Below are 19,541 nucleotides of genomic sequence, written 5' to 3' on the forward strand. Positions count from 1 at the left end.
AAATCTATTAGAAAATGAAGAGTAAGATTATTTTATTATGTGTCCTTTTCTTCTTGACAACTGCTGCTGTTTCCGCACAGGCAAAAAATGCACCAAGAAGTATTATTAGTACAACAGCCTTAATTCGTAAATACCATGATCAAAAAGAGTTAAGTGGTATGCAAAAAGGAGAACTTTTAGAATTGTACATCGAACGTATTAAAGTTTTAGTAAAAACGCTTCCTTACATCGCTTTGGTTACTAAGCCGGGTGTAACAATGGCAGATTTAGGGATTCCTGATACTGGTGAAAACAAAAAAATCTTAGACGGACAGGCAGAAGGTACAACTGTTTTCTTAGATACTACAGTAGATTTCCAAAGAAAAATGATGCCTTATTCTGATAAAGGAAATCTTATCGCTGCAATCTTGTTTTATGAAACTACATTGAAATCATTGCACGAGTTTAACGAATTATAATATTTCAATACCAAAAATATAGAAAGCTCCAAGGTCTTATGATCTTGGAGCTTTTTTTTGCATTTAACTTTACAAAAAATGCAATTAAAAGTAATTTTTAAGTTTCAGATTAGTACAATTCTTATAAAACCATAAAAAACTACATTTTATATAACTATTTTATTTTTAGGTTTTTAAGGTGTTTTGTTGACGGGAGTTAACATTTTTTTTGCAAAAAGTTTAATTAAAATTTGGGAACTAAAATTTTTAACATACTTTTGTTCTATCAAATTAGTAGAGTTTAAAATTTAGTTAGAAATACAGAGATTAAAACCTTATCATTTCATTTTCAGAAATATAAAAGCATAAGACGTTTACACCTTATGCATCACTACGGTTAAAATTCCTCTTTTTAAATTCATTATAGATTTTTAATGACACTATCCTGAACAAGGGTAAAAATTGTATAGGCCAAATAAAATAATAATCTAAAAAAAGTAAAAATGAAAAAACGAATGTGCTGCAGATAAAAAAAGAAACCATTTCTGTTGCAGCAGAAATGGTTGGAGTTTAAAGAAATTGTCATCTCTAAAAGGAAAGCAGGAATAGTAAAAATCTGTTCACAGCTCGCCTTATTATTAAACTAAAACAAAGTAATGAAAATAAAATTAAAAAGATATGCTTGGTTATGTATTTTGTTGATTACCATAGGAGTTAAAGCTCAAGATACTAAGCCTTTGATTCAGTCTAAACTGGAAGGAACAGTAGTCGATGCCGTTACAAAAGAGCCAATTATTGGGGCTTCGGTTACTATTAAAGGAACTACACATGGTGTTATCACAGATACAGATGGAAAATTTTTCTTCCAAACAGGACAAAAATTCCCTTATACGCTTTTAATTAGTTATTTAGGATATAAAAAAGAAGAAGTTGTAGTTAACAAAAACGCGATTGTTATTGATCTTACCGAAGAACAAAATGCATTGTCTGAAGTAGTAGTTACGGCACTTGGAATTTCAAAAGAAAAGAAATCTTTAGGATACACGACTCAAGCCGTTAAAGGAAAAGAATTGGCAACTACAAAAGAAACCAACTTTTTGAATGCTCTTTCGGGTAAAGTGGCGGGTGTTCGTATTACCAATTCACAAGGAGATATGGGATCTTCACGTATTATTATTCGTGGAGAAACTTCTATCGCAGGAAATAACCAGCCGCTTTTTGTGGTAGACGGAGTTCCTGTAGATAATTCACAATTGAATTTTGGTGGAGCTACACGTGATTTTAGAAATGCAATTGCCGATTTGAATCCGCAGGACATTGAAACTTTGACAGTTTTGAAAGGACCAAATGCTGCTGCTCTTTACGGATCGCGTGCTGCGCATGGTGTAGTGCTTATTACAACAAAATCCGGAAAAGGTCAAAAATCAGGATATGGAGTTACTTTTAATACTGGTATAACCGTTTCTCAAGTCGCTACGTTACCTTCTTTCCAGAATAGTTTCGGACAAGGTTCTAATGGAAGATTTAGCTACGTAGACGGAAAAGGAGGAGGAGTTAATGATGGTGTTGATGAAAGCTGGGGACCAAGATTGGATGGCCGTCTTATTCCGCAGTTTTATTCTAAAGGTGAAGCAGTTCCTTTTGTGGCACACCCAAATAATGTGAAGGACTTCTTTAACACCGGACTTACGTATGACAATAGTGTTTCTATTGCAAAATCTAATGAAAAATCGGATTTCCGTTTAGGTGTAAACAACCAAAAACAGCTTGGAACTGTACCGAACAGTGAAATAAACAAAACAAACTTTACAATTAATACCAATTATCAGATTTCTGAAAATGTAAAAGTTGGGGTTAATGCGAATTATATTGTAACGAATTCTCCACAATTGCCAGGTGGTCCATCTGGTGGACGTGCGGCAGGTGTAATGCTTCAGTTTCTTTGGTTCGGACGTCAAGTTGACATCAATGAATTGGATAAAGACTGGAACACTAACTGGAATAACAGTTACTATAGCAACCCATATTGGAATGCGTATTACAATACAACAAGCCAACAGCGTAACCGTATAATTGGAGATATTCACTTAGATGCGAAATTGGCTGAAGGACTTAACTTTAGATTCCGTACAGGTGTTGATTATTACAACGATCGCAGAAAATATACTATCAAGTATGGTACAAACGGAACTCCTTTCGGATCGTATGCAGAAGATGCTTACACTGTAAATGAACAAAATACTGAGGGTATATTTCAATATACAAAACAGCTTAATGATGATTTTACTGTAGATGCACTTGCTGGATTCAACATTCGTAATCATAGCGATGCCAACAACTATCAGAAAGCGCCACGTTTAGCGGTTCCAGATTTGTATACTTTGACAAACTCGAGAGATCCGTTAACGTCATCAAATTCATTATCTAGATTGAGAGTTTACAGTGCTTACGCTTCTGCTCAGTTTGGTTTTAGAAATTATGCTTTCTTGAACGTTACGGCACGTAATGATTGGTCTTCTACGTTACCAAGCAGCAACCGTTCTTATTTCTATCCTTCTTTTAACGGAAGTGTAGTTTTAACCGATGCATTAAACATCAAGAGCAGTACGCTTGATTTCTTAAAAGTGAGAGGTGGATGGTCTGAAGTAGGTAACGATGCAGATCCGTACCAATTGGCTACGGTTTACAATTTCCAAACTGCTTTTGACGGAAACCCAATTCAGACTTCTTCTCAAAAGAAATTAAATGAAAACTTAAAACCAGAAACAACTCGTTCTACAGAGGTAGGTCTTGAAGCTTCTTTCTGGAAAAACAGACTTCATTTTGATGTAGCGTATTATAATACGAATAGTTTTGACCAGATTTTAGAAATAAAAACGACAGCGGCGAGTGGTTATACTTCACAGTTAATCAATGCAGGTAAAATTAACAATCAAGGTATAGAAGTGCAGTTGGACGGAAATCCAGTTCAAACAGAAAACTTCAAATGGAATGTGGCTTTAAATTATTCTAAAAATAAAAGTAAAGTAGAAATTCTAGATTACGCGGGAGATATTAAAAACTACACAATTGGTTCTTCTGGAGGTGTTGATGTTTTGGCATCTGTTGGACAAGCTTATGGAGCACTTTACGGAACAGCCTATGAGCGTAATGCAAGCGGTAATATTGTGGTAGGAGCAAACGGTCTTCCAAAAGCAGATCCGACAAAAAAAGTTTTAGGACATTATACGCCAGATTATTTAGCAGGTCTTACAAATACTTTGACATACAAGAATCTTGAACTTTCGTTCCTTGTTGATGCTAGTGTTGGTGGAGAACTTTTCTCTGGAACAAATAGAACAGGAAACTATACAGGAGTTTTAGCACAGACTCTTCCAGGGCGTGGTGCTGAAAACGGCGGATTAAGCTATTACTATCCAGGAAACAATACGGCTAACCCGAAAACTCTCGTAGCTGGCGGAGCTGCTCCAAGCGGAGTAACGGTTTATGATGATGGAATGATTTTCGAAGGTGTATTTGCAGACGGAACTCCAAACAATAAATTGATTAGCGCGCAGGAATATTACAAAGCGTCTTACAACATTAGCGAAGCATATGTCTATAGCTCAACTTTTGTAAAAATGAGAGAGATAAAACTTACTTATAATGTTGACAAAAAGCTAGTTAAAAAACTGGGATTAGAAGGAGCAAGTATTACTGCTGCTGGTCGTAACTTATTCTTTATTTACAAAGATGCACCAAATATTGACCCAGAAACGGCTTTCAATACAGGAAATGCACAAGGATTAGAAAGCTTAGCGTTGCCAACAACGAGAAACTTCAGTCTTAACCTTAATGTTAAATTTTAAAAACTCGGAATCATGCTAAAAAAACTATCATATACAATACTGTTTGCATTGGCACTGAGCTCTTGCAGTGATACTTTAGACGATATAAATAAAAACCCAAATGCAACTGAAACTCCGTTAGCGCCTTATTTGCTAACAGGAACCTTAAAACAAGGAGCAGATTTATATTGGGGAGATGCCAATAACTTTAACTCGACTTTGTTATTTGCACAGCATTGGGCAAAAATCCAATATACAGAACCAGATCGATACGATGTTTCGAATGCTTCTTTCACCACATTGTGGGATAAAGGATATTCGACTCTAATTACAGATTTGAACACCATTTTAAAATTTCCAGATGCGCAAGCTAATTCTAATTATAAAGGGATTGCTTTAACGCTTCGTTCATGGACATTTTTATTGCTGACAGATGCTTACGGAAGCATTCCGTACAAAGAAGCGGGGCAAAATGTAACGCCAGCGTACAATACTCAAAAAGAAGTGTACACAGGATTGCTTGAAGATTTAAAACAAGCTCAATCGCTATTAAATCCTGCAAACGGAAGTGTTATTGGAGACTTGGCTTATAAAGGAGATATCTTGAAATGGAAAAAACTGGTTAACTCACTTCGTTTGCGTATTGCTTTGAGAATTTCTGACAGAGAACCTGCTTTGGCCAAACAAGTTGCAATAGATGCTACAAGTGATGCGGCAGGTTTAATAAGCAGTAATACCGAAACATTCCAGTTTGTTTATACCAGTTCGCCACAGCAAAACCCTGCTTCAGCTTGGTTTGAAACGAGAGACGATTTCCGTATTTCGAAAACTATGGTCGACCAATTATACGCATTATCAGATCCGCGTTTGCCAGTTTTTGCGCAATTGCCATCAGACGCAAGCGTAGGTAAATATGTTGGAGGAGCAAACGGATTATCAAATAGTGATGCAAATAGCCAAGGTTTTGCTAAAACATCAAAACCGGGAACTTATTTCCTTACTTCGGCTTCGCCAGCAGTAATTGCTTCTTACTCTGAAACTCTGTTTAATCTTGCAGAAGCTGCTGCACGCGGTTATATTTCTGGAGACGCAGAACAATATTATAATAATGCTATTACAGCTTCTTTAAATCAGTTTGGAGTTAACAATGCGACAACTATTTCAACTTATCTGAATCAGGCAAGTGTAAAATACGATGCTTCAAATTATGCTAAATCAATTGGTACGCAAAAATGGATTGCTTTCTTCGGACAAGGTCTTGATGCTTTTACAGAATGGAGAAGATTGGATTATCCAGTGTTAACAGCTGGTCCAGCTACTGTTTTGGACGGAAAAATTCCTTCGCGTCTTTTCTATCCTGGTACAGAACAGTCACTAAACGGAGCTAGCTATCAAGCAGCTGTTACAGAACAAGGAAAAGATTTATTGACAACCAAATTATGGTTTGATGTGAAATAAACAATGTGTTGTTTTTTTGAGTCAAAAAGCCCTGCATCTTAATTGATACTGGGCTTTTTTATTTAGATTACAATTTTTTTTATAATTTTTCATACCAATTTAAAATATAATCGGCGACACCTTCCCAGCCGGGTTCTCCACAAATAAAATGACTTTTGCCATCAAATATTTTAAGATCAACACGACCTGCATTTTCTTTATATCTGCTGGCAATTGACTCTGTTAAACTTGGTGGAAAAATATGATCGCTGCCACCGCCAATAAACAGAATTGGCTCATACGGTTTTTTGAAATTGATATTAGAGAAAGAATTTAAAACCAATTCTCGACTTACTTTATAACTTTCGGGTACCGCAAATTTTTCAAAAGCATTCTTCTTTTCTGCTGCAGGTATAGTATTAAAAAAAGCGTAATCGTACCAATCACGGCTTCCCATAAAATATTTTTTAGAAGAAAAGAAACCAAAAGCAGGCAATACAGTTTTTAAGGTTTGAAATGGCGGAAAAACATTTTTTGGAGGTGCTCCGTCAATGCTTACACCTGCAGCTGCTTTTCCTAATTCTACCAATTTTAACGTAGCCATTCCTGCCATTGAATGCCCAATTACCAAAGGTTTTTCGGGTAAAGTATCTATTAATCTACTGATATTATTCACAATATCTATAAATCCAGTTTTAACCAGATCTGGGTGAACTTTTGCTCTTAAGTCGGCAGGATTTCCATCGTGCCCAGGATTGGTAGGGGCATAAACAGTATATCCTTTTTGTTCATAGTACTTTTTCCATTCGGTCCAAGTTTTGTCGTTGACAAAATTTCCGTGTATCAGTACAATTGTTTTTGATTTTGACATGATTCTTTTTATTTGATTAATGTTAGAATTTCTTTTAAAATTTCTTGTCTTGAATCTTATAAAAGTTAACTTTTTTTTCAAAAAAACAATTTATATGCCATGCTTTAAAGTGTTTGATAATAGGAGCTTATCGTTATTTTGTTGATATAAAAGCACTATATATCGCTAAACAAATTTATATTAGTGAGATTTCGCTATAAAATCAATTCACGCTTGTTTTTCAGATTATCTTCTTTTTTCATTGATTGGGAATTCTTTTGAAAACTCAATTTTAAGAATCGTTCCGTTATTGTTTTCCATAGAAAAAGTAGCATCCAAGTCATCACTTAAGCCTTTTATCAGACTTAATCCAAACGAATTGATTTTTTTATCGCTGATATTCGTATCAAAACCAACTCCGTTATCTGCAATAGTCAAGAGATATTTGTTTTCAGATGTGGCTTGCAATGTCACGTAAATCATTCCGGTTCTGTTGTCTGGAAAAGCATATTTTATAGAATTGGTAATTGATTCGTTTAAAATAAGTCCAAGCGGAACAGCTTGTGCAACGTCTAATTCAAGTGGATCAATTTTGAGTTCAAAACGAATGCGCTGTCCAAGCGAAAAAGATTCTTTTAAATACTCCACCAATTCTTTGATATAATTGGGCATATTAATTGTCGAAATATTCTCTGAATTGTACAATTTCTGATGAATCAAAGACATGGAATGAATACGATGCTGGCTGTTTTTAATAGCAGATAATGCCATATCATTCTCCAAATAAGCAGATTGCGAATTCAAAAGACTGATTACAGTTTGAAGATTGTTTTTTACACGATGATGAATTTCTTTCAAAAGCCATTCTTTCTCGTCGAGCAAATGCCTTAGATTGATATTCTTTTGATTGATTTCTTTTTCTTTCTGTTCTAATTCGGCATTGGTTCTCTGTTTTAAACGGTAGCGATTGTACAATAACACAATTGAAAGAACCAATAAAACCAAGCTCCAGATCGATACAGTGTTTAATAATTTTGATTTTTTTAATGCCGTTTGCTGTAGATCTGTTTCTTTGTCTAATAATTTGATTTTCTGTTCTTTATTTTCAGTTTCATACTGTATCCTAAGTTCTTCAATCTGTTTGTTTTTAGCATAATCCAAAAGAGAATCACTCATTTTTTTATATAATTTATGATGTGCCAAAGCCGATTTAAAATCGCCATTCAAGGAATCTAATTTATATAAAGACATTTGTAGCGCTTCAGAATTGTAGTTTTGACTATACTTTTTTGAAACAGCCGCAATCTTATCGATATACAATTTTGTTTTCTGCAGGTTATTTCGGTTTGAGTAAAACAAAGCAATAGACGAGTAGGTATTGCAGATATCTCGATACGTTTGTGGTGAATCTAAGCCATCGGCAGCTTCTCCTGCTTTTATAAAATATTTTTCTGCGGTGCCGTAATTTTTAATTCGCCAATAGCAATTAGCGTAACCATAATTCATAAGCATATTGTCAAACTTATTGGGTGGCGGATATTTGCTCGTTACCGAATTCATGTATTCAACAGCCTCTTTGTTTTTCCCTTTCATCGACAAAGCTACGGTTGCTGTCATAAAACTTTTGTACCAACTACCGCTATTATAAGCATTTTGTCCGTATTTAATGCTTTTTTCAGCAGCCTTCATTGCATCGTCAATATGACCCATATTTAAATAAATTAATCCCAATCGCATATAAAAAATATCGGCAAAGGTGTAATCATTGGTAGATTCCATGCTTTCGACACTTTTTAGGGCATAATACAGCGCATTCTTCATATTAAACTGCACGCCTTCGATATAAGCAATTGTGGTTTCGCTAAATTGCTGCTGCCTAAAACCGATTTTGCGCATATCGGCAATATTTTGATAAAGGATTTTCTTGGCATCATTTATTTTTCCGTGCCAAAAATAAATGGTGCATATTCGTGCTTTTGTTGCAAGTCTTTTTTCTTCAAAGCCTAAAGTTTTATATAAAGCTTCCGCTTCTATTAAGATTTTTTCTTTTTCGGGATCTAAATCGTGCTGATTGGTAGCCTGATTAAATAATGCATCTGCCAGTGCGGCTTTGTCATTTTGTTTTCGGCACTCATTTACTACTTGAGAAAAGCATTTTTTGCTTTCCGGATAGTTGTTAATTTGAAAATAAAACTTTCCTAATAACATCAAACTCTGATGGAGCCATTTTTGAATTTTTAACTGATTACTGATTTTAACTGCTTCAGATATATAAAGATTAGCGTTTTTTATGTCGTCTGGTTTTGTAAAAGGTTTGAATAAGTAAAAAGTTCCCAATTGCAGAGCCAGTTTTATTTTATCGACGTTTTTTGACTTGTGGTAAAGCTTCTTGGCAGCTTCTATATTTCCTTTTTCAATTAAATCATTTCCAATTAGATAAGAACCATCATTATAACCTTCATCATAAGCTAAAGAGACAGGCAGTTTATAAGCTTTACAAGTTAAAACCACAGCACTGTCTGCATCTATTGATCCTTGATTGGAATTGTATAAATAGGAGGAACAGGTATGTATTAAAAGACGCTTCTTTTTTAAATTATAACCAGCTGTTGCGGGATGATTTTGTGCTTCGAAATTAATTGTAATAAAGAACAGCAAACAAAAAAAGTACAGTGGCTTCATCGTTTTATTAGAATTAAATTTTAGTAAGTGTTTAATTAACAAATATAAAGAGAAACAATTGTGTTTGGGTTGAAAAATAACACGAAAATTATGGTAAAATATGATTTTTATTTAGCTAAATTTGGAAACGCTTAATTTTAATTGTGATAATTAACTATTTTTGTATCAATTAATTAAGTGTAATATAGGACAAAATTTACTCACTTATGAAAAAGTCTGCCGATAACGGATTTGAAGCTGCAACTTCAGCATTAAAAAAGCGAATTTTAATTGTTGAAGATCAGTTTATTGAGGCACACGATTTACAGCTAATTCTTGAAAAAGCAAACTATGAAGTTACAGGAATTGCACGATCGGTAGAGCAGGCTTTGGAACAGATTGAGATTGAAAAACCAGATTTGGTATTTTTGGATATCATGCTCAAAGGCAAGCGAGATGGTATAGAACTAGCACATATTCTTAAAGAAAAACATATAGGTTTTATATTTCTTTCGGCAAATTCCAGTAAAAGTATTTTAGACGAGGCAAAAACTACCCAACCCTACGGATTTATTGTAAAACCATTTCGAGACCAAGATGTTCTTACGACTCTCGAAATCGCTTTTTATCGTCAGCAATATAGTTTAGAAAGCCAGTTGAGGCAACAGTTTCAGCTTCAGAAATTAATTTCAGAAATTATAAATTCAGATGTAAAGAAAGAAGAGGCTTTGTTGGCTTTTGCAAAAGCGGTTCAGACTTTTATTCCTTTTGATTATTTAGAAACGGGTTTTGTAACGACAACACATTATGATAATCTCGGAATTGTTCGCAGAAATATAGATCAGTATCAGATTATTAACCTGCAGAAACTTTCTCAAATAACAGAATTATCTGAAAAAGAAATAAACGAAACTTATAAAAAGTCAAAAACAGATAAAGAGCCTATAATTTATAGTGAAGAAGCCCTGATAAATAACTTTCAGGAAGCTCCAATAAAGGCTTTGATTGCTCATAATTTTGGGATAAAATCGTATTTGGTTTTTCCGCTTTCAATTGCTGCGATTCAGAATTATCATTTTACTTTTTACAGCCGCAATCTGAATGTTTATTCTCAGGAGCATTTACGAATTTTAAGTTCGCTTGAACCCATTTTTAGTCAATTTGTAGCTAAAATTTATTCGAAAGAAGATTTAAACTTGTCCTCTAAAAAAGCTGAAATCAAAAATGCTAAAGTTGTTACCGAAGAGGGTTTTGAAGGCATTATTGGCAATAGTTCGCAAATGAATTCTGTTTTTAATTATATCCGAAAAGTGGCGCCTTCTGACACTTCGGTTCTCGTTCTTGGCGAAAGCGGGACAGGAAAAGAAAAAATTGCGCAAAGTATTCACGCCTTATCTCCAAGAAAAGATAAGCCATTGGTTATTATTAATTGTGGAGCTATTCCCGAAAATCTTGCTGAATCATTGCTTTTTGGACATGAAAAAGGGGCTTTTACAGGCGCATTGGATAAACGTATCGGTAAATTTGAATTGGCAGACGGAGGAACGATTTTCTTAGACGAAGTAGGAGAGATGTCTCTAGAACTTCAGGTAAAGCTGCTTCGTGTTTTGCAAGAAAGAGAAATTGAACGCGTAGGCGGTACTTCTTCTATGAAAATTGATGTTAGGATTATTGCAGCGACCAATAAAAACCTTGAAGAAGAAGTAGCAGCAGGAAGGTTTAGAATGGATTTGTATTATCGTCTGCACGTTTTCCCGATTATGGTTCCGCCATTAAAAAAGAGAAAAGAAGATATTCCTGATTTAGCCAATCATTTTATTGCGGTTTACAGTGATAAAATGGGCAGAAAAGCACCAATTCTCTCCGATGCGGCTTTGCAGCAGATTATGAATTACAACTGGCCAGGAAATATTAGAGAACTTGAACACGTTATGCAACGAGCAATTTTACTGACTGACGGAAATACAATTAAAGAAATTGAGCTTTCTATGTCATCAAAAATGCATCCTGAACCAGTATCAGAGTCATTTTCTATAAAAACGATATTAGAAAACGAAAGGGACTATATTCTCTATATTCTCAAAAAATGCAACGGAAAAATTTCGGGATCTGGCGGTGCAGCCGAAATTCTTGATATTCATCCGTCGACGTTGAATTCTAAAATTAAAAAGCTGGAAATAAAGAAAGGGATTATTTAGTAGAAATGTTGATTCTGTTTTTAGTCACATTTACAAATATAGCCTGTGGTTTCAACCACGGGAACACAAAAAAAATTCGCGATCAATTAAGTAATTTTCATTAACCAATTTGCGATAAATTCAGCGATATTTTCCCAGTTTTCCTGAATGATACTTAGATGATTTGAATTTTGAAATTCTTTGTAGCAAGTTATGGAATGTAGGTTTTTGTATTTTTTAAAATTGGAATAATTCAAAGAAGCGGGGGTAAAAACATCTTCGGAACCCGATATAAACAAAAGTGGATTGTGTTTCTTATTAAAATCTATTTTTCCTGTTTTGGTAAAAATATCACGCATAATTAATTTCGATTCTGGAATTAATAGCGCTTCATAGCTTTCTTTTTGTTCTTCAAAAGTCATTTCACCAGTAAAATAGTATTGCCAATCCTTAAAAGACATTAAATAGGTTTTCCTTTTTGAACCGAAAAAAACCGAAGTTTTCCAGATTGTTTTATAAAAAGGTAAATTAAAATAAAGCACATTGGCGGGCGGAATAGAATTAATGCAGATTCCTGCAGAACATAACTCTTTCTGAATTAGTATTTGAGTTAAGAGACCTCCATAAGAATGACCTATTATAATAGGTTTTTCAGGGAGTTTGTCCATAATTTCGATATAATAATCCACTAGATTACTTAAACGAATTTGCGCAATTTTTGACTCGCGATGTGTTTGTCTTAAAACGGCAGGCAGTTCGTTTTTGTGCGGCCAGGGCGGTGCGACAGTTTTATATCCTTTACTTTCAAAAAAAACAATCCATTCTTTCCAGCAAGTATGGCTTACAAAAGCTCCAGTGATAAACATAATTGTTTTTTTATTAGATAAATACATCATATCGAAGCTATTAGATTAATTTCTAGAAAACCAATAAACCTTTAAAAACAAAAGAGATGCCTTTTTTGTAAAGTATTGATTATAAAAGAATTGCTGACTCAGATTATTTCTGAGTTATTATATATCGTTAAAATCAAGTTTTGATTATTGAAATATCATCAGTTTATAGCTAAAAAAAGCTTGCAAGTGCTTTATTTTTAAGCTTCTGCGTTTTGGTTTAATCTTTGTCTTCGTCTTTAAAAAATAATATAGGTTTCAATCTTTTAAATTATAATTATGGAAAAAATTTATAATACAGAAACAAGTTTCGCAGAAATTGGTGACCGTACAATTGCTTATCGTTCTTACGGAAAAGGAAAAGCAATAATTTTTGTAAACCGTTTTAGAGGAACGCTGGATACTTGGGATCCGTTATTTATTGCTGAGTTGGCAAAAAAGTTCAACGTTATTGTATTTGATTATTCTGGAATTGGTTCTTCTACAGGATATCTTACTCCAGATATTACAGTTGTAGCCAAAGATGTTAAAGATCTAGCAGATTTCTTAAAGCTCGATTCGGTTATTGTTTTAGGATGGTCTTATGGAGGATTGGTAGCGCAAACGGCAACTTTACTATATCCTAATTTGGTGACGCATGCTATTTTAGTAGGAACAAATCCGCCAGGGAAAAATGAGATTCCGATCGAACAGGCATTTTTTGATGCTGCATTAAAACCATTAAATGATTTTGACGATGAAATTGTTTTATTTTTTGAACCAAAATCAGAATCTAGCCGATTGGCAGCAAAGGCTTCGCATGATCGAATTCATAAAAGAATTGAAGTAGAAAAAATTCCTTCGACAATGGATGTTTTTCAATTGTATTTTGGTGGTGGAGATACTTTTAGAGAAGATCCACTTAATTTTAGAGAACAGCTTAAAAAGATAAAAACACCAATTTTGATTATTTCTGGAGATCATGATATCAGTTTTGCGGTAGACAATTGGTATCCGATTATCAATCAAATGACAAACGCACAAATGATTGTTTATTCTGGAACAGGACATGGACCTCAGCATCAATATCCTGAATTGACAGCACAGTATATTATCAATTTTGTAGAATACATATAGTTTTAAGTTCATCAGCAGAACTTAATTATATGCAAAAGGAATAGTGTCAGCAGCTATTCCTTTTTTTATGTAAAAAAATTTCAGAATCTATTTTGAGGATTAATTGCAAATGATATTTCGCTAAAAGCTGTTTTTTAGCGAAATATAGCAAAGAAAATACTCAATTTATATATTTATCGTGCTGTTTATTTTAGGGAGAAATAATTGAAGCGAAGCACCTTTAAACGCGTCTAAAGCTTTTTGATGATCCATTACAATAAAACCAAAAGTATCATAATGAACGCCTAAAATTTTATTGACACCAACAAGTTTTGAAGCTTCAATAGCTTCTTCGATTCCCATTGTGAGTCCGTCGCCAATAGGAAAAACAGCAAAGTCAAGTTTTGTAAACTTAGGAATAAGCTGCATGTCTAAGGTTAGAGCGGTATCACCGCTGTAATAGAAATTGCCATCGGCAGTTGTAAGCACAAAACCACAGGCAATTCCGCCATAAGAACCATCCATAAAACTGCTTGGATGCTGTGCTACGACACATTTTACAGTTCCGAAATCAAAATCAAATTTACCGCCTGGATTTATGGGATGCGCATTTTCGATTCCGTTTTTCAATAGCCAATTATAGATTTCGAAATTCCCGAGCACTTTTGCTCCCGTATTTTTAGCAATTCGTTCCACATCTAGAATATGGTCATAATGCGCATGAGAAATAAAAATATAATCTGCTTTTATGGCATCAACATCAACCTCTTTGGCTAATTCGTTTGGTGTAATAAAAGGATCAAAAAGAAGGTGTTTTCCGTTGGCATAAACAGAAAAACACGAATGTCCGTAGTAAGTAATTTTCATGGTAAATAGTTTTAAATCAGTTAATAATGAAGAATATTTTTCCAATAAATGTGCCAATGGGAAAGAGTGTTATAAAAGCAAAAATCATTAAGAAATGCATAAATGCTCCAGCGGAGCAAAATATTTATAGAAGAATCCATTTAGCAGTCACAAAAAAGCTCCAGCGGAGCGACATATAAAATACTTCTTATTTCTTGTTTTGATAAAAAACGAAAGGCTATGATTTTCCATAAATTAAAATAGCACTTGTAAAATAAAATCTTTATCTTTAACTAGTTGGTATATCGGTTTATATGTGTTTTTTGCTGTTATACTTTTTGTAGCTGTTTAGGTTAAGAACCCCATATTTTCGTACACAGTAATTCTAAATACATTCAAACAATTTCAGAATTTATCTGAATAATAAGTTTTTATCTCATTTCTATTTTATCCTGTTGTTTTTAATTAAACAGCAAAGAAGTCGCTAGTTAAAAGTAATTTCAATTCATAAGAATATTATATAGATGCACGTAAGACTACATTTTCTAAAACCTATTATTTTGTTTTGCTTTTTGTTTGTTTTGAAAACAAAAGCTCAGACTACTTCTCTTGAAGAATGTTTTTCTATAGCAAAGCAAAATAATATTACCATCAAACAGGCAAAATCTGCATTAAAAACAGGCGAATATAATCTTCAGGCCGAAAAGAAAGGCTATCTGCCAAAAGTAGATCTCTTATCAAGTTATTCCTATTTAAGCAGTCCGCTAACGATAAACTTGCAAACCGTTAGAGACGGAGTTGTTGAAGGTTCGTCTAAACAAAGTGTCAACACGGCAAACGAAATCTATCATGAAATTACAGGAGGCAATTTATCTCAGGCTGCACAAGATCGTATTTATAATGCTTCAAAAACGGTCATTGGCGGTATTTATCCCGATTACAATCCGAGTTTAAGCAAGCAGTCTTATTTTGTTGCTGGAGTGGGAGTTCGTCAGCCTATTTTTCTTGGAAATAAAATAAATTCAAGCATAGATCTGGCTCAATCAGTTGCAAATTCAGCGGGAATTGGAGTAGAGATTGCGGGCAAAGAAGTCGATTTTTTAATTGCAATTCAGTATTTAAGAATATTGTACCTCAACTCTTTAATTAAAAAACAAGAACAAATTGTAAATGCTTTAGATAAAAATAGAAACTACGCCGAAGAATTGGTCAAAAATAAAATTCTGCCTCCGTACCAACAAAACTGGACCAATGTGGTTTTAATTCAGGCGCAGAGCCAGTACAATAATATCAAGATGGAAAAACAAAATGCCCATCTCGAATTGAATAAACTAATGGGAGTTGACCTTGACACCACAATTGTGATTTCAGATACTTTAAGATATGCGGAAATCAATCTAGAAAAACCTATGAAAGATTATTGGCTTACTAACCCGGTTTACAGAATTGCAAACAACAAAATCTCTTATGCAGAAACTGCAGAAAAAATCAGTAAATCTATGGCTTTACCTAATGTTTTTGCGATAGGTAATTACAATTTGTATCAGAAAGATTTGCCAGTTTCTATTCCCGATTGGTTCGTAGGTTTAGAATTGCAATGGACTTTGTATAACGGGCAGACCAATAAAAAGACTTTAGCAGCCAAACAGCTTATTGAAGAAGCCAAGTTAGGAGAGGAGAATTCCAGTCTAATGCTTCAAGTGCAGTCGAGAGTGGCAAAGAATAAAATGAGTTCGCTGCAAAATGATGTTATGGCTATGGATGCGGCGAGAAAAGAAGCCAATACGACCAGCAGCTTAATTACCAAAAGAATGAACAATCAGCTTTCATCGCCAAAAGACGTTAATGATGCTTTGCTGGTGGAAACAGAAATAGAAAAAGGGTATTATACCGCTGTTTTAGGATACTACTTAGCATTAGCTGAATATTTTAATAGTTTAGGAAATCCAAGTCAAATAACGCAATTTATTAAATAGATGAAAGATATATTTAAAAACTACTGGGCGCTGATCATTCCAATCTTTGTAGTAATAGCAGGACTGATTTTTTTCTTAAAAGACAATAACAAAGAGGACAACAATTTCATAGGAATGGTTGATGCAACAAGTGTTGACGTAGCGGCCGAATTTCCAGGTAGATTGGATTCGTTGCTTGTAAAACAAGGTGATACCGTAAAAACGGGACAATTGCTGGCTGTACTTCGTTCTAACGAAATAAACGCCATAAAAGCTCAGGCATTATCGGCCATTGATGCCGCAAAAGGACAGCAGGAACTGCTTACACAAGGAGCAAGACCAGAATTGATAGAAGCGACTTCTAAACTATATCAAATTAGTCAGGAGCAATATAAATTGTTTAGCACAACTTACGATCGTATGGAACGTCTGTATAATGAAGATGTGATATCGGGACAGGAAAAAGATGTTTTCTATTTTAAATTTCAAGCCGCAAAAAAGGAAATGGAAACCGCTCAGTTAAATCTTCAGATGCTAAAAAACGGAACTCGACCAGAATTACTAAAAACGGCAAATGCTATTGTAAAACAAGCAGAACAAGCGTATGAACTGACCAAAGCACTTGGCGATAATACAAGAGTTTATGCTCCTGCAGATGGCGTAATTTCTAACTTGGTTACGCATCAGGGCGAAATTATTTCTATAGGATATCCGATTATGACGATTGAAAAGAAAAACTCCACTATAATTAAATTTAATATCCGACAAGACAAATCAAATCTGCTTAAAGTTGGAAGCAAGACAGCGGTTAAAGTTCCCGGTTGCGAACCAGAAACGTTTGATGCCGTTGTGCATTCTATTGCGCCAACATTAGAATTTGCCAATTGGGTTCCGTCCAAAGATAAAGGAGAATTTGAACTGAGAACTTTTACGATAGAAGTAAAACCCGAAAACCTTGGGCAAATTAAAGGACTTCGTTCTGGTATGACCGCTTCTTTAATTCTTCCTCAATGATTTTGATGCTGAACATAATTATTAGAGAATGGAAGCGCATTCTAAGTCTAAAGGTATTTTATTTGGTAATGCTTGTAGTTCCTGTCGCTTTGTTTTTCTTCTATGCTCTTATTTACCAAAAGCAGGATGCCAAAAATTTAGCATTTGCAATTTGGGACGAAGATCAAAGCGCGATAAGCCGAGAGCTGATTTTTTTATTAGAACAAAAAGAAACGCTTCAAATTACCAGAAGAGTAAGCAGTGAAGCTGAAGTTAAAAAATTGATTCAAGAAGGGAAAATATTGGGTGCCGTACATTTTCCTGCCAATCTTCAAAAGAATATTTATAGCCGTCATCCGAGCAATGTGACTTTGTACACCAATGCCGCCGCGCTTGTTCCTGCTAAGTTAGTTTATAAGGCTGTCGCCGAAGTTGTAATTACAGGAAGTACAGGCGTAATTTTACAAAAATTGGTAAAAACCGGAATGAAAGCTGATCAGGCAATGGCAATTGCAAATCCAATAAGTCTTAAAACCTATCAGCTTTATAACCCAACTTACAATTATCAAGAATATTTGGTTCCTGGATTAATAACAGTCGGAATGCAGATGATTTTGATTATTAGTTCTATGCTGGCTTTAAATTATGAATGGGTTACAGGAACGATGCAAGAACTTTACGATTCATCAAAAGGTTCTGTTGTTGCTGTAATTGTCGGAAAAACAATAGCGCATCTTAGCATCAGCTGGATTAATTTTCTCATTATTACAGGAATTATTTTTACTTTTTTCGATATTGGGGTTCCCGCAGCCACAGGGAAGTTTTTTGTACTATACACCATGCTTTCTTTGGCATGTATTGGTATCGGAATGTTTATATCGGCTTTGTTTAAAGACGTTATGCTTTCGGGAGATGTTGCTCTTTTTTATACTTCACCCGCTTTTGTGTTCAGCGGATTTACTTTTCCGAGATGGGCAATGCCTTGGTACGATCAATATTATGCGCTTATTATGCCTTATACCGCATTTTTAGATGGATTTTTTGAGGTGTATTATATGAATTTACCCTTGAGATATGCTCAAGGAGAAATGGCCAAACTCTTATTGTTTTGTCTGGTAATGTATCCGACAGCGATGTTGTTGTTTAAACGTCAATTTAATTCGATTAAAGATGAAAAAGAAACCGCAACAATCGCTGATTAGTCTTTTCCTAAGGGAAGCTTCGCAAGTGGTAAAGGATCATAGTTTGCTGCTTACGCTTCTTATTGCTCCTCTGCTTTATGCCTTTTTTTACGGAAGTATTTATATCAATAAAGAAGAATTTGATGTAAAATTGGCCGTTGTTGATGATGACGGCTCGAGATTATCGCGTTTGCTGCAGCAAAATATAGACGATTCTCCAATAGTAGAACTCATTCATTTTTCGAATTTGGAACAGGCAAAAGAACAGATGTATCAAGGGAATTGCCAAGGATATTTTTATATTCCAGAAGGAACAGAAGCCAATTTATTGAGTTTAAAACAAAGCAATGTGGTATTGGCAATCAATGCAGCGAGATTTCTTCCTTCGAGTGATTTGTTATTAAATGTACAGCAGATATGTCTGACCGTTGGAGCAGGAGTGAGACTTCAATATTATCAGAAAAAAGAAGGCATGAGCACTACTATTGCTATGGAAAATGTGATGCCTGTAAATTTAGATTATCGCCCTTTGTTTAACGAAAGATCAAGTTATGGCGCATTTTTATTGCCCGGATTGCTGGCCTTGATTTTACAGCAGACCTTATTGATTGGCTTATGCGAAAGTGTGGCAGGTGAGCGTCAGCGTTCTCGTTTAGGCGAATGGCTAGGTTCTGGTATTTCTAATGGTATTTGGGGAAAAGGATTGTTTTATCTCATACTTTTTTCTTCGTATGGTTTTTTCTTTTTAAATGTAAATTATAAACTGCTTAATTTACCTATGAGAGGAAACGGTTTTGAATTAAGCTTATTATTACTTTTGTTCATAGTAACTTTAATTCCGATGGCTCAGTTTATCGGTTCGCTTTTCAAATCGCAATTGCTTTGTCTGCAGATGATGGCTTTCTCCACTTATCCGATTTTCTTGATTACTGGATACAGCTGGCCTTTTGAATCGCTTCCGTTAGCATTGCAGTGGCTGTCTAATCTTTTGCCTACAACGCCTTTTATTGTTTTGTATACCTCTATTGTGCAGTCTGGGGCAAGTTTATGGGATAATCCGTCTGTTTTGTTGCATCTTATTCTGCTTTTTGCTTTTTACAGTACGATCTGTTTTATTCGTTTAAAATATCTGAAAAAGAGTTATGAGTTATGAGTTATGAGTTATGAGTTGTGAGTTGTGAATTGTGAA

Annotated in this window: 13 protein-coding genes; 9 read left to right on the top strand and 4 right to left on the bottom strand. The window is 34.6% G+C overall.

Translation table 11 applies throughout. The features are described from left to right. The first annotated feature begins 14 nt into the window (after positions 1-14). The 3 genes from OZP10_RS19775 to OZP10_RS19785 all read left to right on the top strand — a co-directional run bounded on the left by OZP10_RS19775 (position 15) and on the right by OZP10_RS19785 (position 5,722). Positions 15-458 carry a hypothetical protein gene (locus OZP10_RS19775; protein ID WP_111375968.1) on the top strand — a complete coding sequence of 148 codons (444 nt, stop codon included), beginning with the start codon at positions 15-17 and terminating at the stop codon, positions 456-458. A gap of 635 nt (positions 459-1,093) precedes the next feature. Next, a complete protein-coding gene (locus tag OZP10_RS19780) occupies positions 1,094-4,285 on the top strand; it encodes a SusC/RagA family TonB-linked outer membrane protein (RefSeq protein WP_281632401.1) in 3,192 nt (1,063 codons plus the stop codon). A 12-nt stretch (positions 4,286-4,297) separates the two neighbouring features. After that, positions 4,298-5,722: a SusD/RagB family nutrient-binding outer membrane lipoprotein gene (locus OZP10_RS19785; protein WP_281632402.1), complete on the top strand. Its 1,425-nt coding sequence runs from the start codon at positions 4,298-4,300 to the stop codon at positions 5,720-5,722. Positions 5,723-5,801: 79 nt separating this feature from the next. Here the strand turns inward: OZP10_RS19785 and OZP10_RS19790 are convergent, their stop codons facing one another. Beyond that, positions 5,802-6,572 (bottom strand): alpha/beta hydrolase, encoded by a 771-nt coding sequence (locus OZP10_RS19790; protein ID WP_281632403.1) that lies wholly within the window; start codon positions 6,570-6,572, stop codon positions 5,802-5,804. A 225-nt stretch (positions 6,573-6,797) separates the two neighbouring features. After that, on the bottom strand, positions 6,798-9,233 hold the full coding sequence (locus OZP10_RS19795) for a sensor histidine kinase (protein ID WP_281632404.1): 2,436 nt from the start codon (positions 9,231-9,233) through the stop codon (positions 6,798-6,800). Between the two features lie 206 nt (positions 9,234-9,439). On the opposite strand from OZP10_RS19795, the gene OZP10_RS19800 reads away from it, so the two are divergent. Then, positions 9,440-11,410 (top strand): sigma 54-interacting response regulator, encoded by a 1,971-nt coding sequence (locus OZP10_RS19800; protein ID WP_281632405.1) that lies wholly within the window; start codon positions 9,440-9,442, stop codon positions 11,408-11,410. Positions 11,411-11,496: 86 nt separating this feature from the next. Here the strand turns inward: OZP10_RS19800 and OZP10_RS19805 are convergent, their stop codons facing one another. Next, on the bottom strand, positions 11,497-12,285 hold the full coding sequence (locus tag OZP10_RS19805; protein WP_281632406.1) for an alpha/beta fold hydrolase: 789 nt from the start codon (positions 12,283-12,285) through the stop codon (positions 11,497-11,499). 276 nt (positions 12,286-12,561) lie between these two features. On the opposite strand from OZP10_RS19805, the gene OZP10_RS19810 reads away from it, so the two are divergent. Next, a complete protein-coding gene (locus OZP10_RS19810; RefSeq protein WP_281632407.1) occupies positions 12,562-13,398 on the top strand; it encodes an alpha/beta fold hydrolase in 837 nt (278 codons plus the stop codon). 165 nt (positions 13,399-13,563) lie between these two features. Here the strand turns inward: OZP10_RS19810 and OZP10_RS19815 are convergent, their stop codons facing one another. Further along, complete coding sequence (locus OZP10_RS19815; protein WP_281632408.1) at positions 13,564-14,244, bottom strand: metal-dependent hydrolase; 681 nt, start codon at positions 14,242-14,244, stop codon at positions 13,564-13,566. 503 nt (positions 14,245-14,747) lie between these two features. On the opposite strand from OZP10_RS19815, the gene OZP10_RS19820 reads away from it, so the two are divergent. From OZP10_RS19820 to OZP10_RS19835, 4 genes are read left to right on the top strand one after another with little or no spacing between them, the layout of a single operon-like run. Continuing rightward, positions 14,748-16,199 (top strand): TolC family protein, encoded by a 1,452-nt coding sequence (locus OZP10_RS19820; protein ID WP_281632409.1) that lies wholly within the window; start codon positions 14,748-14,750, stop codon positions 16,197-16,199. Next, positions 16,200-17,192, top strand: a complete 993-nt coding sequence (locus OZP10_RS19825; RefSeq protein ID WP_281632410.1) for an HlyD family secretion protein — start codon at positions 16,200-16,202, stop codon at positions 17,190-17,192. Positions 17,193-17,197: 5 nt separating this feature from the next. Beyond that, positions 17,198-18,373, top strand: a complete 1,176-nt coding sequence (locus tag OZP10_RS19830) for an ABC transporter permease (RefSeq protein ID WP_281632411.1) — start codon at positions 17,198-17,200, stop codon at positions 18,371-18,373. Continuing rightward, positions 18,342-19,505 carry an ABC transporter permease gene (locus OZP10_RS19835; protein WP_281632412.1) on the top strand — a complete coding sequence of 388 codons (1,164 nt, stop codon included), beginning with the start codon at positions 18,342-18,344 and terminating at the stop codon, positions 19,503-19,505. Before OZP10_RS19830 ends, OZP10_RS19835 begins: the two co-directional genes overlap by 32 nt. Positions 19,506-19,541 lie beyond the last annotated feature (36 nt).

The sequence above is a fragment of the Flavobacterium luteolum genome, from assembly GCF_027111275.1.
GTDB classification, from domain to species: domain Bacteria; phylum Bacteroidota; class Bacteroidia; order Flavobacteriales; family Flavobacteriaceae; genus Flavobacterium; species Flavobacterium luteolum.

Coding starts and splice junctions, on each gene's coding strand:
- OZP10_RS19775 (WP_111375968.1), top strand. CDS start 15: ATGAAGAGTAAGATTATTTTATTATGTGTCCTTTTCTTCTTGACAACT.
- OZP10_RS19780 (WP_281632401.1), top strand. CDS start 1,094: ATGAAAATAAAATTAAAAAGATATGCTTGGTTATGTATTTTGTTGATT.
- OZP10_RS19785 (WP_281632402.1), top strand. CDS start 4,298: ATGCTAAAAAAACTATCATATACAATACTGTTTGCATTGGCACTGAGC.
- OZP10_RS19790 (WP_281632403.1), bottom strand. CDS start 6,572: ATGTCAAAATCAAAAACAATTGTACTGATACACGGAAATTTTGTCAAC.
- OZP10_RS19795 (WP_281632404.1), bottom strand. CDS start 9,233: ATGAAGCCACTGTACTTTTTTTGTTTGCTGTTCTTTATTACAATTAAT.
- OZP10_RS19800 (WP_281632405.1), top strand. CDS start 9,440: ATGAAAAAGTCTGCCGATAACGGATTTGAAGCTGCAACTTCAGCATTA.
- OZP10_RS19805 (WP_281632406.1), bottom strand. CDS start 12,285: ATGATGTATTTATCTAATAAAAAAACAATTATGTTTATCACTGGAGCT.
- OZP10_RS19810 (WP_281632407.1), top strand. CDS start 12,562: ATGGAAAAAATTTATAATACAGAAACAAGTTTCGCAGAAATTGGTGAC.
- OZP10_RS19815 (WP_281632408.1), bottom strand. CDS start 14,244: ATGAAAATTACTTACTACGGACATTCGTGTTTTTCTGTTTATGCCAAC.
- OZP10_RS19820 (WP_281632409.1), top strand. CDS start 14,748: ATGCACGTAAGACTACATTTTCTAAAACCTATTATTTTGTTTTGCTTT.
- OZP10_RS19825 (WP_281632410.1), top strand. CDS start 16,200: ATGAAAGATATATTTAAAAACTACTGGGCGCTGATCATTCCAATCTTT.
- OZP10_RS19830 (WP_281632411.1), top strand. CDS start 17,198: ATGCTGAACATAATTATTAGAGAATGGAAGCGCATTCTAAGTCTAAAG.
- OZP10_RS19835 (WP_281632412.1), top strand. CDS start 18,342: ATGAAAAAGAAACCGCAACAATCGCTGATTAGTCTTTTCCTAAGGGAA.